The sequence below is a fragment of the Rhizobium sp. CAU 1783 genome (assembly GCF_054551725.1).
Genome location: NZ_JBTOLM010000004.1, coordinates 224,569 through 239,911 on the forward strand (window position 1 = coordinate 224,569; position 15,343 = coordinate 239,911).

The 15,343-nt window shown below is 62.4% G+C and carries 13 protein-coding genes; 8 read left to right on the top strand and 5 right to left on the bottom strand.

Annotated features, from left to right (window positions below; genetic code table 11):
• Positions 1 to 7 precede the first annotated feature (7 nt).
• The 8 genes from ACX93L_RS17525 to ACX93L_RS17560 all read left to right on the top strand — a co-directional run bounded on the left by ACX93L_RS17525 (position 8) and on the right by ACX93L_RS17560 (position 10,642).
• Complete coding sequence (locus ACX93L_RS17525) at positions 8 to 1,861, top strand: sugar ABC transporter ATP-binding protein (protein ID WP_459406003.1); 1,854 nt, start codon at positions 8 to 10, stop codon at positions 1,859 to 1,861.
• Positions 1,858 to 3,249: an ABC transporter permease gene (locus ACX93L_RS17530; protein WP_459406004.1), complete on the top strand. Its 1,392-nt coding sequence runs from the start codon at positions 1,858 to 1,860 to the stop codon at positions 3,247 to 3,249. The genes ACX93L_RS17525 and ACX93L_RS17530 overlap by 4 nt, the downstream gene beginning before the upstream one ends.
• Positions 3,249 to 4,610, top strand: coding sequence for an ABC transporter permease (locus ACX93L_RS17535; protein ID WP_459406005.1), 1,362 nt, complete (start codon positions 3,249 to 3,251; stop codon positions 4,608 to 4,610). The genes ACX93L_RS17530 and ACX93L_RS17535 overlap by 1 nt, the downstream gene beginning before the upstream one ends.
• Positions 4,611 to 4,658: 48 nt before the next feature.
• On the top strand, positions 4,659 to 5,360 hold the full coding sequence (locus ACX93L_RS17540; protein ID WP_459406006.1) for a bacteriorhodopsin: 702 nt from the start codon (positions 4,659 to 4,661) through the stop codon (positions 5,358 to 5,360).
• A gap of 48 nt (positions 5,361 to 5,408) precedes the next feature.
• On the top strand, positions 5,409 to 7,079 hold the full coding sequence (locus ACX93L_RS17545; RefSeq protein ID WP_459406007.1) for a flotillin family protein: 1,671 nt from the start codon (positions 5,409 to 5,411) through the stop codon (positions 7,077 to 7,079).
• A gap of 69 nt (positions 7,080 to 7,148) precedes the next feature.
• Positions 7,149 to 7,577, top strand: a complete 429-nt coding sequence (locus ACX93L_RS17550; protein ID WP_459406008.1) for a hypothetical protein — start codon at positions 7,149 to 7,151, stop codon at positions 7,575 to 7,577.
• Positions 7,574 to 9,490 (top strand): hypothetical protein, encoded by a 1,917-nt coding sequence (locus ACX93L_RS17555; RefSeq protein ID WP_459406009.1) that lies wholly within the window; start codon positions 7,574 to 7,576, stop codon positions 9,488 to 9,490. The genes ACX93L_RS17550 and ACX93L_RS17555 overlap by 4 nt, the downstream gene beginning before the upstream one ends.
• A 27-nt stretch (positions 9,491 to 9,517) precedes the next feature.
• Positions 9,518 to 10,642 (top strand): zinc-dependent alcohol dehydrogenase family protein, encoded by a 1,125-nt coding sequence (locus tag ACX93L_RS17560; RefSeq protein WP_459406010.1) that lies wholly within the window; start codon positions 9,518 to 9,520, stop codon positions 10,640 to 10,642.
• 209 nt (positions 10,643 to 10,851) lie between these two features.
• On the opposite strand, the gene ACX93L_RS17565 is transcribed toward ACX93L_RS17560, so the two are convergent.
• The 5 genes from ACX93L_RS17565 to neuC form a co-directional block, all read right to left on the bottom strand.
• Entirely contained in the window at positions 10,852 to 11,094 is a 243-nt protein-coding gene (locus tag ACX93L_RS17565; protein ID WP_459406011.1) for a cupin domain-containing protein, read from the bottom strand.
• A gap of 481 nt (positions 11,095 to 11,575) precedes the next feature.
• Positions 11,576 to 12,139, bottom strand: a complete 564-nt coding sequence (locus ACX93L_RS17570) for a sugar transferase (protein ID WP_459406012.1) — start codon at positions 12,137 to 12,139, stop codon at positions 11,576 to 11,578.
• 3 nt (positions 12,140 to 12,142) lie between these two features.
• Entirely contained in the window at positions 12,143 to 13,528 is a 1,386-nt protein-coding gene (locus ACX93L_RS17575) for an aminotransferase class I/II-fold pyridoxal phosphate-dependent enzyme (protein ID WP_459406013.1), read from the bottom strand.
• A gap of 82 nt (positions 13,529 to 13,610) precedes the next feature.
• A complete protein-coding gene (locus tag ACX93L_RS17580; protein ID WP_459406014.1) occupies positions 13,611 to 14,216 on the bottom strand; it encodes an acetyltransferase in 606 nt (201 codons plus the stop codon).
• Positions 14,213 to 15,340, bottom strand: coding sequence for a UDP-N-acetylglucosamine 2-epimerase (neuC, locus tag ACX93L_RS17585; RefSeq protein WP_459406015.1), 1,128 nt, complete (start codon positions 15,338 to 15,340; stop codon positions 14,213 to 14,215). Before neuC ends, ACX93L_RS17580 begins: the two co-directional genes overlap by 4 nt.
• Positions 15,341 to 15,343: the final 3 nt, after the last annotated feature.

The following is a 15,343-nucleotide window of genomic DNA, read 5'->3' on the forward strand; positions in this document are numbered from 1 at the left end:
TAGATCCATGACGTCCATTGCTCCAGAAATCGCACAGCCTGCCGGCCGGGAGACAATCCTGGTGCGTGGCGTGAAGAAGTATTTCGGGCCGACCCGGGCGCTCGACGGTGCTTCCTTCTCTGCGCGGGCGGGTGAGATCCATGCCATCGTCGGCGGCAATGGTTGCGGCAAGAGCACCATGGCGAAGGTCGTCTCCGGCATCCTGCCGGTCGACAGCGGAACAGTCTCCATCCTCGGCGAGACGCCGTCCACCCCGGCGGAAAGCCGGGCGCTCGGCATTTCCACCGTTTATCAGGAAGTGCTGGTGGCGGATGAAAGCTCCGTCGTCGACAACATCTTCATGGGCTCCGACCGCCTCTTTTCCAAGACGCTTTCCCAGGACCGCAAGGTGGCCCGGGCCGCCGAACTCATGGAAGAGCTTTCAGGCGAGCCGATCGATCCGCATGCGCTGGTCGGAACCCTGCCGCTCGGGCTGAAGCAGTGGATCACGATTGCCCGTGCGCTTCTCTCCGAACCGAAGATCCTGATCCTCGACGAAAGCTCCGCGGCCCTCGATTTCGATTCCACCGAGCGACTGTTCGCCCGCATGCGAGCTCTGCGGGATCGCGGTACGACCATTCTGATCGTCACCCACCGCATTGCCGAGCTGGTGCGCATTTCCGACCGTGCTACCGTGTTTCGCGACGGCCGCGACGTGGGTGTGCTCGAAAAGGCAGACATTACCGAAAAGAACCTGCTGCGACTGATGACCGGAGACGACCGCTCGGGCGGTCACGGTCATGCGGAAGCGCCGGTGCCCACGAATTCAGAGCGAGCGATGAAGGCGCGCAAGCTTGCGGTCTGGCCGAATTCGAAACCGTTCGACTTCGATCTGCGCCGCGGCGAGGTGCTCGGCATTGCCGGCCTCGATGGACAGGGTCAGGACGCCTTCGTCCGCGTGCTTGCCGGCGTCATGAGCGCCTCGCAAGGAATGGTCCAGGTCGCGTCGCGCGACGGAAGCTGGCAGCCGGTGCGCAATCTCGCCGAAGCCGTCGCCAACAAGGTCGCCTATGTCTCCGGCGACCGCAAGCGCGAGGGCATCTTCGCCTCGCTCTCGATCTTCGAGAACATGGTGATGCCGCTTTACCGGGAGAAGAAGCGTGGCGGCATCCTCGGCTTCATCGATCGCGGCACTCTGTCGACCCTGTTCAAGCGCGAGGCCGACAACCTGCTGATCAAGTTCGGCGTCAAGGAGGACCGGATCACCTCGCTGTCCGGTGGCAACCAGCAGAAAGTGCTGATCGGTCGCGGCTTTGCCATGCGACCGGACGTCATCATCCTCAACGATCCCGCGCGTGGCATCGATGTCGGGGCCAAGACCGAGCTTTACCGGCACCTGCGCAACTATGCGGAAGAGGGCCGGGCGGTGATCTACCTCTCTTCCGAGATCGAGGAATTCCTGGGCTTCGCCACACGCGTGATCGTTTTCCGCGACGGCGCACCGTTCGATGCGTTCGATGGTCGGGGCCTCGAGCCCAAGCGGGTGCTGGAGGCAATGTTCGGCCAGACCGGTGGGGAGGGCCTTGCCTCGGCTACCTTTGGACTGCGCCCCGGCGCACCACGAGCCGCCGGCACGGCCGCCGCACCGTCGGGGCCTCTTCCCGGCGACGGCGTTCGCATTCGTGTCGACGTGCCCGCAGATCTCAAGCCAAATCCGCTGTCCCAGGCCATCGTGCAGGCGGCGGGGACCGCATCACCGGCAACGGTCGACGTGTCGCCGGAAATCTCCACGCAGCACGCCAAGAGCATACCGGCCGTGAAGCCCATCCGGATCGTCGAGTTCGGTGAAAACGGTGTCCGGATCGAAGGAGGGCGCCGATGAGCCTGCCCGCGACCCAGATATCCCAGACGACGACGGCCAAGGCAGAACTGCAGGGCGGGCGGTCCAATCCGTTCCTGCTCATGCCGATCACGCTGTTTTTCGCATTGCTCTCCATCGCGGTGCTGCGGACGCCGAGCCTGATGACGGCGTCCGGTATCGGTGCCGCGATCATCGTGGTGACGCCGCTGATCCTTGCCACCTATGCGCTGATGGCCTCCACGATCGCCGGCCGCGGCACTGTCGACCTGTCGGTCGGGCCGCTGATCGGCTTCATCAACGTAACGATGATCCAGCTCCATGCCGCGGGCATGCTGGAGAACCCCATCCCGGTATTTCTCTACTGCATGATCGTCGGGGCCGTCTATCAGTTCATCTTTGCGCTGATCGTCATCTATGTCCGCGTGCAACCGATCATCGTTTCGTTGTCCGGCTATTTGGCGCTGTCGGGCATCAACCTCGTAATCCTGCCGCGGCCCGGCGGCATGGCGCCGCCCTTCATGGCGGAATGGGGTTACGGTACCTCGATCTTTTCGCCGGTGCTGATCATCCTCATCGTCGCCACCCTGGCCTGGCTGCTGTTCACCGCGACCGCTTTCTACACGCATCTGCGCCTGATGGGTTCGGACGAACGCGCGGCCTACACGTCCGGTGTGCCGATCACGGTGGTGCGCATCGGTGCCCATCTCATTTCCGGTTGCTTTGCCGGCCTTGCCTCGATCTGCTTCACGGCGCTGATTTCGTCCGGCGACCCTTCGCAGGGCACGACCTACACCCTGATCGCGGTGACCGCGCTGGTGCTTGGCGGCGCCTCGCTCGCGGGTGGTCGCGGCGGCGTCTTCGGATCGGCGCTGGGCGCGCTCAACCTCTACATGATCACCTATGTGCTCTCGACCTTCAACTTCGGGGCCGTGCAGAGCTTCGTCACCAATCTCGCCTATGGCGCCATCCTGGTGATCTCGCTGCTGCTGACGCTTCTGATCCCGGTCATTCAGCGCTACATCCGCAACTTCTCGCCTCTGCTCTATTTCATCGCATTGTCGGTGGTCGTACTCGGGATCATCCTTCATGCCACCTTCGACTACGCGAGCCTCGGCGCGGCACCGGCCTATCTTCCGGGACCGATGGACATGCAGGCGGCGCTGACCGGGCCGCTCGAGATCGCCACGCTCTCGCCGGAAACGCAGGCGCTCCGGCTTGAGGCTGCCCCGTTGGTGTTCTTCGTCATTCTGCTGGTGATCCTCGCGGTGTTCCTGCGACTTGCGGTCGGCCAGTCGAGCCGGCGCACGATCGGACCCGCCGTTGCGGTCATTGTTGGAGCCCTCGTCCTCGGTGGCGCCTGGGTCATGCATGAAAACGCCATGCCCAGCAGCACGGAGGCCGTAAACTGATGGAAAAGCTGCCCCCAATCAGCCTTCCGGCGCGCATTCTCGGCCTCGTGATCGCCATCCTGCTTGCGGCGTTGGGCGCCGGTTTCGGCTTTGCGCAGGGCATGGCCGTCCAGGTCGTCATCCTCTCCGCCGTCGCCACGCTGGCGCTTTCGGTTTGGGCGTGGCGCTATGTCATCGGCCAGTTCGTCGAGAGCGAGCCGCTCGCCACGGACGGACCGAGCCCGCTGCGGCAGGCCTGGGTGCAATATCGCTGGCCGCTGATCGGCCTTGCGCTCGTGCTCGCTGCCTTCCTGTTGCTGTCGCTTTCCATCGAAGGCTTCTTCAACATCTGGAACGTGATCTCGCTGTTGATCCTGCTCGCCATCCTCGTGCTCACCCGCACTCTCGGCCGGCAGTTCCAGCAGAACCGTTCCGCCTTTATCGGCATCATGGTGCTTGCGGGCCTGTTTTCGGTCGGTTCGATGAACATCGAGGGCTTTGCCTCGGGCAACAACATCAAGTCGATGCTGCTGTTCGCCTCGTTCCTCGGTATCGCTTCGATCGGCCAGACGCTGGTCGCGTTGCTCGGCGGTCTGGATCTCTCCATCCCCTTCATCATCGGCGGTGCCAATGTGGGACTGCTGTATCTGATCGGCCTCGGCGTCCCGCCATGGCTCGCCACGCTGATCGTGCTCCTCATCGGCACCGTTCTCGGGGTCATCAACGGCCTGCTCAGCTATCGTCTGCAGGGGCAGGCGCTGATCGTCACGCTCGGTACCGGCTTTGCGATTTCCGGCGGTGTGCAGATCGTCACGTCGATCGGCTCGGCCTATTCCGGCAACGTATTCGGCACGGTGCCGGCATGGCTCTCCAACATTTCCGCGATGAACGGGTCCACCTTCGGACTGCCGTTCCCGCCGGTCATCCTTATCTGGGCTGTCATCGCGCTGATCCTGATCATCGGCCTGAGGACGACGGTCTATGGACGCTACCTCTACGCGCTCGGCGTGAACAGGACGTCCGCCAGCCGGGTGATGATCTCGGAGATGCGCTACTGGGTCATGATGTATGCGCTTTCCGGCTTCTTTGCCGCGCTCACCGGCGGTCTGCTGCTCGGCTGGTCAGGTGGCGGCTTCATCGGAGTGGGCGACCAATACCTGTTCCTGACGCTGGCGGCCGTGGTGGTCGGGGGTACGTCGCTTCTCGGCGGAGCCGGGGGCTACGGATTTACCGTCATCGGCGTGCTCGTCCTCCAGGTGCTCTCGAGCTTCCTGGTCGGCATCGGCCTCGATTTCAAATGGCAGCAGTTCATCTTCGGCCTGCTCATCCTGCCCATGGTGGCGCTCTACGCACGGTCGCCGCACATCCGGACGCAGATTTAGGGAGAACCCAATGCGACACGACATTTTCCTTCAAGGGGGACAATAACCATGGTGGTCTACCAGACATCCGACCTGACTGCGGCGAGCTTTTCTGTCGCCCTGTTCGGCCTGGCCGCGACCACGGTGCTTCTGCTGATGGGCGCAGCCTGGGTGGGCCAGAAATGGCGGATCCCCGTGGCGCTCTGCGCAATTGCGGCGCTGATCGGCATCGGCTCCGTCTACGAAGCGCGCGAGGCCTGGCTCGCCGGCCAGGGCGTGCCGGTGGTCTATCACTACGTGGGCTGGTCGATATCCATGCCGCTGCAGGTGATCGCGCTCTTCTTCCTTGCGCGCACCGCCGGAAGACTGACGGCCGGGCTCTTCTGGCGTCTCACGGTGGTCTCCGCGCTGATGGTCTTCGTCCGCTATCTCGGCGAGGCGCAGTTCATGCATCCGACACTTGCCTTCCTGATCGGGCTGGTCTTCTGGCTTTATCTGCTCGGCGAGTTCTATTTCGGCCGCATGGATGACGTCGTCCGTGCCTCTACCGGCGACCACCTGCGTCGCGGTTATTTCTGGCTGAGACTGATCGTTACCATCGGCTGGGCCATCTATCCGCTCGGCAACTTTCTCACTGCCTTTGCCGGCATGGTCGACGATGGCAGCCTCTCGGTTGCCTACAATGTCGCCGACATCCTCAACCGCATGGCCTTCGGCATAGCCGTCCTCGCGACCGCCTTCCTCGTCACGGAGGAGAGCGCCCGTGCCTGAATTCCATCATCTGCCTGAAACCCCTGCTCATTCAAAAGGAATACGTCCATGAAGGGTGCAGACGTCATTGCCATCATCATTCTGGCGGCCATCGTCATCGCTGTCGCCGCCTATCTTCTGCACTGGCTCTATCGCCGTTCCACCAAGGACGTGAGCTTCGTTCGCACCGGCTTCGGTGGCGAGAAGGTCGTCATGGGCGGCGGTGCGCTGGTGTTGCCGATCCTGCACGACCTCACTGAAGTCAATATGAATACGCTGCGGCTGGAAGTGACGCGTGCCCGCGAAAAATCGCTGATCACCAAGGATCGCATGCGTGTCGAGCTAACCGTGGAGTTCTATGTCCGCGTTTCGCCGAACACCGAAGCAGTGGCTACTGCCGCCCGCAGCCTCGGAAACCGTACCATGAACGCGGAGCAACTGAAGGACCTGATCCAGGGTCGCTTCGTCGACGCCATGGGGGGTGCCGCCGCCAAGATGACGCTCGAGCATATCCATGAAAGCCGCCAGGCCTTCGTCAAGGAGGTCAAGCAGGAGGTGGCGGAAAGCCTGGCGCTTGACGGCCTCGAGCTTGAGTCCGTCTCGCTGACCTCTCTCGACCAGACCGACATCAAGCTGTTCGATCCTTCGAACACCTTCGACGCCGAAGGTCTGACGCGCCTGACCGAGCAGATCGAGAGCCGCAAGAAGAAGCGCAACGACATCGAGAAAGATACCGCCGTCGCCATCCGTGCCAAGAACCTCGAGGCCGAGAAGCGCAGTCTCGAAATCGAGCGGGACAGTGAATATGCCCGCCTGTCGCACGAGGCCCAGGTGGCGATCGAACGGGCGGCCAAGAAGTCCGAAATTGCCGCACAGAATGCCCTCAGGGAACGCGAGATCGAAGCGGTGAAGCTCAAGGAGCGCGAAGCCGTCGAACGCAGCCGCATCGATATGGAACGCGAAGTCGAGATGCTGGAGATCCGCCGGCGCGAGACGATCCAGATCGAGGAGCAGACTCGCGAGATCGCGGTCTCGCTGAAGTCCAAGGAGCGCTCCGAGGCACAGGCGCAGGCAGAGCAGGCCCGTGCTGCCATGGTCGAGGCCCAGGAACGCGTGCTGACGATCCGCGACACCGAGATCGCCAACCGCCAGAAGGCCATCGAGCGCATCGAGGCCGAACGTTCCGCGGAAGCGGAAGCCGTGCGTGTTCGCATCCTCGCGGAAGCGGAAAAGGTGGCGGCCAAGGACAAGGCCGATGCCGACCGCATCGCGGTCGCAGCGCTTGAAGCCCGCATGAAGGTCGAGGCAGAGGGCAAGGAAAAGCTCAACGCGGCGGAGAACATGCGTACCGACGCCAGCCGGCGTTCGGCCCTGCACAAGGCGCTGGTCGAAAACCTGCCCGCGATCATCCGCGAAAGCGTCAAGCCCATGGAGAAGATCGAAGGCATCAAGATCATGCATGTGGAGGGACTGCCCGGTCTCTCCGGCCATGGCAGCTCGACCATGATGCAAGGGGTCGAAGGTGGCTCGCCGCGGGATGGAAACCTTGCCGAACAGGTCGTCAGCTCGGCGCTGCGCTACCGCACGCAGGCCCCCTTTGTCGACACGCTTCTCGGCGAGATCGGACTGACTGCCGAAACGGTTCATCGGCCGCACACGCTGAGCGACCTCTCCAAGGTCGTCTATACCGAGCCGTCCGCGGCCGCGCCGACGGTCGAGGAAAAGGGTCGTCCGAACTGATCCGGCAAACGCCGGCCGGGACGTTCCCGGCCGGAGACTTCCCTCTGAGGAAACGCAGGAAATCGTATCATGAACCCAACCGGTCCTCACATCGAACGTGCCGTCCTGATCTTTGCAATCTGGGCCGTCCTTGGTTTCCTCGGTCTCGGCGTATTCCTCGAGGGCATGAAGGATGACCTCTGGTCGTTGTCGTCAGCAGGCGTGCTTCTCATTGTTGTCGCCTTTGCAGCCCATATCATTGTCAATGGAATATTCGACACCGGCTTCACTCAGGGCGAAGCGGCGCTTGGAATCGGGGCCTATGGAGTGCTGGGTCTCGTCTTCGTCGTTTCGGCGGCCGGCGGTGTCCTGACGATGGCGGACTACTACTCCGGCCTCACCTTGTTTGGCGTGCTGGCGGTCGGATTCCTTGCCTATCTCTTCACTCGGCATGGTCTGCGTGGCGCCTTCTCGCGCTTCCACATCAAGCCGATGGACAAGCGGGAGGAAGGCCTTTGATCTGGCTGCCGCTCTACGGATTGTTCTATGCCGTCGCCACGCTCTACTGGGCGCGTCTCAGCGCCCGTGCAAATGGTGACTATCAGACCTATTTTTCCGCTGCACACGGTCTTTCGCCGTGGATTTCGGCACTGGTCATCGCTGGCGCAAGCATGTCCGGATGGGCCGCGCTTGCCGGCGTGGAACAGATCGGCCGCCACGGCTTTGGCCTTGCCGCAGTGCTGCAGGCCGGCATTGCGCTGGCCCTTCCGGGGGTAATCTTCTTCAAGCGGATCTGGCTGCTGGGCCAGCGCCTGCGTATCTCCTCGCTGGCGGAGTTGCTGCGCGCCTATTGGGGGTCGGAATTCCTAACCGCAGTAACCGCGATTGTCGCGGTGCTGTTTGCGGTTGCCTTTGCCGGCCTGCAGCTTCAGGCACTGGCCCGACTGATGGTCGCGCTCGGCGGCGGGATGGTTTCGCAGGCAATGGCATCAAGCCTCCTCGGCATACTGCTTTTCGGAAGCGTGGTGATCGGCGGCATGCGCGCCAGCGGCTATCTCGGCGCGATCCAGTCCGTGCTGGCGGCGGCGGCGCTGGTGGTCCTGGCCGTGTTCTCGCTGATCGACGCCGGCGGCTTTGCCGCGCTCAACGCCGGGCTTTCAAGGATGGCGGCCGAACCGACGACAGCCACCCGTTTTCTGGTGGCCGGCGTGGTCCAATTCACTGCGGGCATCGGCAAGGAAGCTGCTGCGGGGCACGAGGGCACGGCGCTTGCCAACCTGTCCTTCGCCATGACCCTGATGGGCCTGCAGGCCAGTCCGATGATCATGAAGGTGGTGCTGTCGACCTCAAGTCCGCGCGGCCTGGCCGCCGGGCAGACCTGGGTGGTGGCTGGAGCCTTCGGCGCGCTGGCCGCCTTCTGCATGGCGATCATCGGTGCCCATGCGCTCGTCGATCCCGGGCGCGGTCTTTCGGGATTGCTGTCGGCGCTGTCGCCCTGGTTTTCGGCCTGGCTGTTCATCGGCCTCCTCGCTGGCGTGCAACTGATGGCTGGGCTCGCACTTCTTTCCGCGGGCGAGACGCTGGTCCGCCACCTCTACAAGCCCTTCTTCCATTCGAGCCTGTCGCGGCAGGACACGGTGACGGTGACACGGGTGGTCATCGGCCTGCTGCTGCTCGCCAGCGTGCTGATGCAGATACTCACGCCGGTCACGCTCACGCTCTTGGCCTCACTTGCCCTGCCTTTGTCCTTCCAGCTCTGGGTACCCCTGCTCGGCATGACCTGGCTGCGTTGGATGACGCGACCAGCCGTCGTGACCGGCGTGGGTTTTGGTATTGCCGGCGTCCTGCTTACCGACCCGTTGGGTATCGCGGTTCTCTCCTTCTTCGGGCTTGATTTGCCCTGGGGGCGCAATCCGTGGACGATCTATTCAGCTGCCTGGGGCATGGCCGCCAATATTGCGGTCACCCTGCTCGTGTCGGCCTTCACACAGCGCCGCGGATTCGGCGAAGAAGGCGAGGAAGCAAGGCGTTTTCTGTTTATCCAGCTCGCCGGCAGCGCGCGGATCAGGGCGCTGCGCTCGACAGCCTGGTCGGTCACACTTGCCTGGTTCTTCCTCGCGCTCGGTCCCGGCCTGATCTTCGGCAACTATGCCTTCACCGACGTCGAAGGCCACTGGACGCTCGGCATGCCTTCGCTCTGGGGCTGGTCGCTGATGCTCTGGGTGGCCGGGCTCGGGTTGGTCTGGTTTCTTGCCTACAAGATGGAGATGGCGAGCCCGCTGGCGATCGACGTGCCAGCCTACACGCCGCGCCCGAAACTGAAGCAGAACCGGATCGGGGCCGAGCGGGAGCGGCGGCGTGTCGCGCTCATCACCCTGGCCATTGGTTTCAGCCTTGCGGTGATCGCCGCACTGTCCTTCGGACGCCTCTGAAAATCTATTGAAACAAGGAAATTCGAGATGAAAGCCAGGATTGCGCTTCTGAGGTCCATGGGTGCAGCGCGCCCCTATCAGGATACCAAGCCGCTCGAGATCGTCGAGGTGGATCTGGACGAGCCGGGTGCAGGGGAGGTGCGGGTAAAGATGGTCGCGGCCGGCCTGTGTCACTCCGATCTCTCGGTGATCAATGGGGACCGCCCGCGGGACATGCCGGTCGCACTCGGCCATGAAGCATCGGGTATCATCGAAGCTGTCGGCCCCGGGGTTTCCCGCTTCGTCCCGGGGGATCACGTGGTTCTCGTCTTCGTCCCGTCCTGTGGCCACTGCGTTCCCTGCGCCTCCGGTCGGCCGGCACTCTGCGAACCCGGTGCCGCGGCCGCGGCCAAGGGGACGCTGATCGGTGGCGAACGCAGGCTCCGCTACAAGGGACAACCCGTTAACCATCACATCGGCGTATCCGCCTTTTCCACCCATGCAGTCGTTTCGGTGAACTCCTGCGTCAAGATCGACAAGTCCATCCCGCTCGACAAGGCCGCGCTGCTCGGCTGTGCGGTGCTGACAGGCGTCGGGGCGGTGCTGAACTCCGGCGAACTGAAGATGGGTGAGAGTTGCGCTGTCATCGGTCTCGGCGGTGTCGGACTTGCCGGGCTTTTGGGAGCCATCGCCGCCGGGGCACAGACGATCATTGCCGCCGATACCGCGGAGAACAAGCGAGCCATGGCACTTGAGCTGGGGGCGACCCACGTGATCGACCCCATGGCGGATGATGCCGTCGCACAGGTGAAGGCACTCACCGGCGGCGGGGTCGATCTTGCCGTCGAACTGGCCGGTGCGGCGCCGGCACTGAAATTTGCCTACGACATCACGCGCCGTGGCGGTACGACCGTCACCGGCGGTCTGCCCAATCCGAAGGCCGAGTTGCACATACCGGCCGTCTCGCTGACAGTCGGGGAGCAGACACTGAAGGGGTCGTATGTCGGCTCCTGCGTTCCGGTGCGCGACATTCCACGTTTCGCCGCGATGATGCAGTCCGGCCGCCTGCCGATCGAGAAACTCGTGACGCACACGATTTCACTCGACGAGATCAACGAGGGTTTCGAGCGTCTTGCCACCGGGGAGGCCATCCGCCAGATCGTCCGATTCTGACAGCGACTTGGATGTCAAAGGCCGGCAAAGCTCCGTCGTTGGCTTCAAACGTGCCAACAGGCTCAATGAACCGCTGAAGACGATCGGGTTCAATCCGAGACATCCCCGAAGAGGGTGATTGCCTCCCTTCGGGAAAGGATTCGAGCGATTGGGCAAAGGCTTCGGCCTCGTAAGCGGTCTGATGCCTTTTCGAAGCCATGTGCCGTGGTCTAGTAGTGTGGAGGGGTAATCACCCAGACCACTTTGGTGGGTTCGTCACCGCTGTTTGCGCAGCGGTGAACCTCGGTGCTCTTGAAGGAGAAGCTGTCTCCCCTTTCGAGCTGAAAGAACTGCCCGGACACCCAAAGATCGAGACGACCGGACAGCACGAAGCCGGCTTCAACTCCGTCGTGGGTGTAGTCGCCGCTGTCTGCGCCGGGTTCAATGGTGCTCTCAGCTCCAGTTTCCGCCAAGCATTCGATATCCTCTGAATTTCATAGGGTTACCGAACAGTCCCCGGCGTTCTTCACTGAGGCTGACCGGAATTCCGGGCGCGTGCCGGGCAGCGACAGAAATACGCTCACACTGTTGCGTGTTTTCGGCCCGAGCGGCAAGGCGTAGTGATGTACCACGCCGTGGGTGTGCGTGCCGGCCAACATGCGCTCGGCCATGGACTGCATCACGGGGGGTGTTCCGCAAAGGCGGATTTGTGATGGTGCCAACATCAGATGGCACCAATGATGAGTTGTGCTGGGCTCCTTCTTCCCTGGGCAAGGAGGAAGCACTGAGCCAACATCCGGAAGCTGTTTCTTGTGGGCACAAACAGTCGCCAGCAGAATGTTCAAGCGGTAGCAAGCCGGTCGGCAATCAGCGCCAACGATAAGTAGAATCTGCACCGTTTCGCCGATCGCATGTCGGCCTGTTGCCGCGGAATGCAGCCCCGCGCGTCGTCTCCTAGTGGCGTATGCCGGTACGGGAGGTGATGACCGGAAGAGTCATGAGAATGATCTTGATGTCCAGCCAAAGCGACTGCTGCTCCAGGTATTCCCGATCCATCGCTACCTTTTCCTCAATGCTGAGGTCGTCGCGCCCGCGCACTTGAGCAAGCCCGGTGAGGCCGGGGCGCAGTTTATGGACGCCTGCCTCGGTGCGTAGCTGTATTAGGTCGTCCTGGTTGAACAGAGCCGGGCGCGGGCCGACAATGCTCATGTCGCCGACGAGGATCGACCAGATCTGCGGCAATTCGTCGAGGCTGGTCTTTCGAATGAACTTGCCGACGGGAGTGATGTAGACCTCAGGTTGCGTCAGTTGGTGAGTGGCGACGTTCGGCGTATCGGTCCGCATGCTGCGAAACTTGGGCATCTTGAAGATCGCGTTGTCGCGGCCCACCCGATCCGACCAGAACAGGACCGGCCCCTTCGAGGTTGCCTTGACGAGAATCGCCACAAGAATGCATGGCAGCAGAAACACGAGTCCGGCCAGAAGACTGAGTATGATATCGATAGAGCGCTTCAGCATCGTTCAACCCATCAGCGAGCGGATCTTGCCCGTGACACGGGCAATGTCGTCCTGCGTCATGTTTGATCCCGAGGGCAGGCACAAGCCGATATCATAGAGCGAATCCGACACACTGGTATTGTCATGCTGATAATAGCTGCACCCCTTAAACACCGGTTGCAGATGCAGCGGCTTCCAGATGGGCCGTGCCTCAATCAGATCGTCAGCCAGCTTCTTCAACAGTGTATGATTGTCGATCCTGCTTTTGGTCGGATCGAGTGTGCAGGCTGTCAACCAGCGGTTCGAGAAGCTCCATGTCGGTTCGGGCATCCACTCGATCCCCGGAATTCCGGCGAGTTCGGTGACGTAGGTATCGAACATCCTGCGGCGTGCCTCGATCCGGTCATCAAGCACCTTGAGTTGTCCGCGGCCGATACCGGCAAGAATGTTGCTCATCCTATAGTTGTATCCAATCTCCTTGTGCTCGTAATGGAGTGCAGGCTCGCGTGCCTGCGTGGACAGGAAGCGGGCCCGCGCGATCAGATCGGCATCGTCGGAGACAAGCATGCCGCCGCCCGACGTGGTGATGATCTTGTTGCCGTTGAACGAGAATACGCCCAGACGACCGAATGTGCCGCTGTTGCGGCCCTTGTACTTCGCTCCGAGAGATTCGGCTGCATCCTCGACAACCGGGACACCGTAGTAGTCGGCAAGCTCCAGAATTGGGTCCATGTCGGCGCTCTGGCCGTAGAGATTGACCACGACAATCGCCTTCGGAAGCTTCCTTTCGGCCTTTGCTTCAGCCAAGGCACGTTCCAGCGCCTTGGGCGACATGTTCCATGTCTCGGGTTCGGCATCGATGAAGACCGGTTCGGCATCCTGATAGACAATCGGGGCCGCGCTCGCGATGAAGGTCAACGAGGAACAGAATACCCGATCTCCCGATCCCACACCCAACAGCCGCAGCGCAAGATGGATTGCGGCGGAGCCCGACGACAAGGCCGCGGCCGCCCTGATGCCGATCATCTCGCAGATTTCCCGTTCAAAGGCATCGACGTTGGGGCCAAGTGGTGCAATCCAGTTCGAGCGAAATGCCTCGTCGACGTATTCGCGTTCCAGGTCGCCCATGTGCGGCGACGAGAGGAAAATTCGTTTCGACAAGGTCTTGCGGTCGAACATTTCGACCAGCCGATTGCCGGCATCAACGACCGGCAGATGATCCAAGTGATTTTCATCCATGATGCCGAGCGCCTCGACACGCGAGATCCCCTGCGGGGCCGTGACCGGGACGCGCGGAGGCAGGCCCCTGACCGGATCCTCAAGCGAGGCGCCCTTGAGGATCAGACGTCGCAGATCGCCGTCAGTAACGGTTCGGCGGACTTCGCCGCCTTCGGAGAGGATCACCAACACGCCGCGGCCCGAGGCATCGAGCCGCGCAAGGGCCTCGCGCAATGTGGTTTCTTCCGCAATGCAATCCGTTTTCATTCGCTCGTCACTCCCTGACAATGCGTGCATTTCCTATCCAAACCGCGCCATGGGGGATGGATTTGGTGACGACAGATCCGGCTCCGATCACAACGTCGTTGCCGATTTCGATACCCGGCAGGATGGTCGCATTGGAACCCACCAGGACATTTTTTCCGATCAGAACAGCTCCACCAAGGGTCGAGGCCGGTGCTATATGCGTGCCGTCACCAATCACGCAATCATGATCGACGATCGCCCCGTGATTGATGATCACGCCGTGCCCGACCCTGGCCTGCGACGACACGATTGCGCGGCAGGCTACGAACGTGCCTTGCCCGATTGTCGCGCTGGGCGAAAGGGAGGCGTCGGGATGGACAACACTCAACAATTCGCTTCCGGAGGCGCGAGCCCTGTCCAGCAGACGGATACGCACGGCGTTGTTCCCTATGGCGACGTGGCTTTTCATTCCCCGCATGTCCGCGAGGCATTCCGGCGCCTGTACGAGCCTGCCCATGAACTCCCCTTCGTGGTCGGCCCGTACGGTGACCTGCGTGGGATCACTTCCAGCGAAAATCAATGCCTCAAAGACCACCTTTGCATGGCCACCGGCTCCAATCAGGATCGTGCTCAATATGCTAGGACCTTCTTCAGGATCTCCGCCCCAAGAGGATGGGTGGAAAGGTGAAACGCAAGTCTTTCGCCAGCCCGCCCGTCCCCGTAGACATTAACGGCGGCGAGCCTTGGCGTCACGCGGATCGACGCCAACCGGTCCGCAATCGCGGCTGCGTCTTCGGGAAGGTCGATAACGTTGGCATTGCGCTCGCGCAGGTTCTGACGTGATCCAAGGTTCAGGACCGGCGTCCCGAAACTGGCTGCCTCGATGATGCCGGAGCTCGAATTCCCGACCATCGCATCAGCAACAGCCATGATCTGGATGAATTCGGCGCGCGGAAGGTGGACGAAGGTCTTCATCCCCTCGAGCGTTTCGGTCTCGAAGACGGCGCGGATCGCGTTGCTTCCCGCATCGGCATTCGGCAAGAGCGCGACGCTTTGCCATTGCGCCCGACGAAGCCCCTCGAGCACGGCGCGGATCTTTTCACCGGCGTCCTCCGCTTCCTGCAGAACCGGGTGGAACAAGACCAGCGCGACCGGCCGGGCCGTATCGAACCCCATTTCGGCGAAGACCTCGTCGCGGGTGCGCAGCGGCCCATCGGTCAGACCATCGAGGCCGGGGGCTCCGGTGACGTACACGCAATCGGGTCGCTCACCCAATCTTATCAGCCGCGCGCGCGACTCCTCGGTTGCGGCAAAATGGAGGTGGGACAACTTCGATATGGCGTGACGCACGGATTCGTCCACTGTCCCGGACCGTTCACCGCCGTGGATATGGGCCACCGGGACGTTCAGGTGGATGGCCGCGATCGCGGCTGCCAGCATTTCTCCCCGATCACCCAGCAGCAGAACGGTATCGGGACCCTCGGCCTCCATCACGTCGACGAAGGCGCTGATCATGGCGCCTATGCTTCTTGCCATGGTCGCGCCGGTTGCCGGATGCAGGGGGACGGCGACCTTGGCAGCAATCCGCAAGCCAGAGGCCTCTATCTCGCGCCAGGTCTCGCCATACCGAGGATCAAGATGCATCCCGGCCGCCAGGACGGCAAGGTCGAGGGCAGGATCCGCCGCGATCCGTTTCAGGCTGGATTGCATCAGCCCGAAATCGGCGCGTGTACCCGAGACATAGAGAACCTTGCGCATTCG

Bases quoted from the DNA above. Each gene is read 5' to 3' on its own strand.
- ACX93L_RS17525 (WP_459406003.1), top strand. From the start codon at position 8: ATGACGTCCATTGCTCCAGAAATCGCACAGCCTGCCGGCCGGGAGACA.
- ACX93L_RS17530 (WP_459406004.1), top strand. From the start codon at position 1,858: ATGAGCCTGCCCGCGACCCAGATATCCCAGACGACGACGGCCAAGGCA.
- ACX93L_RS17535 (WP_459406005.1), top strand. From the start codon at position 3,249: ATGGAAAAGCTGCCCCCAATCAGCCTTCCGGCGCGCATTCTCGGCCTC.
- ACX93L_RS17540 (WP_459406006.1), top strand. From the start codon at position 4,659: ATGGTGGTCTACCAGACATCCGACCTGACTGCGGCGAGCTTTTCTGTC.
- ACX93L_RS17545 (WP_459406007.1), top strand. From the start codon at position 5,409: ATGAAGGGTGCAGACGTCATTGCCATCATCATTCTGGCGGCCATCGTC.
- ACX93L_RS17550 (WP_459406008.1), top strand. From the start codon at position 7,149: ATGAACCCAACCGGTCCTCACATCGAACGTGCCGTCCTGATCTTTGCA.
- ACX93L_RS17560 (WP_459406010.1), top strand. From the start codon at position 9,518: ATGAAAGCCAGGATTGCGCTTCTGAGGTCCATGGGTGCAGCGCGCCCC.
- ACX93L_RS17570 (WP_459406012.1), bottom strand. From the start codon at position 12,139: ATGCTGAAGCGCTCTATCGATATCATACTCAGTCTTCTGGCCGGACTC.
- neuC (WP_459406015.1), bottom strand. From the start codon at position 15,340: ATGCGCAAGGTTCTCTATGTCTCGGGTACACGCGCCGATTTCGGGCTG.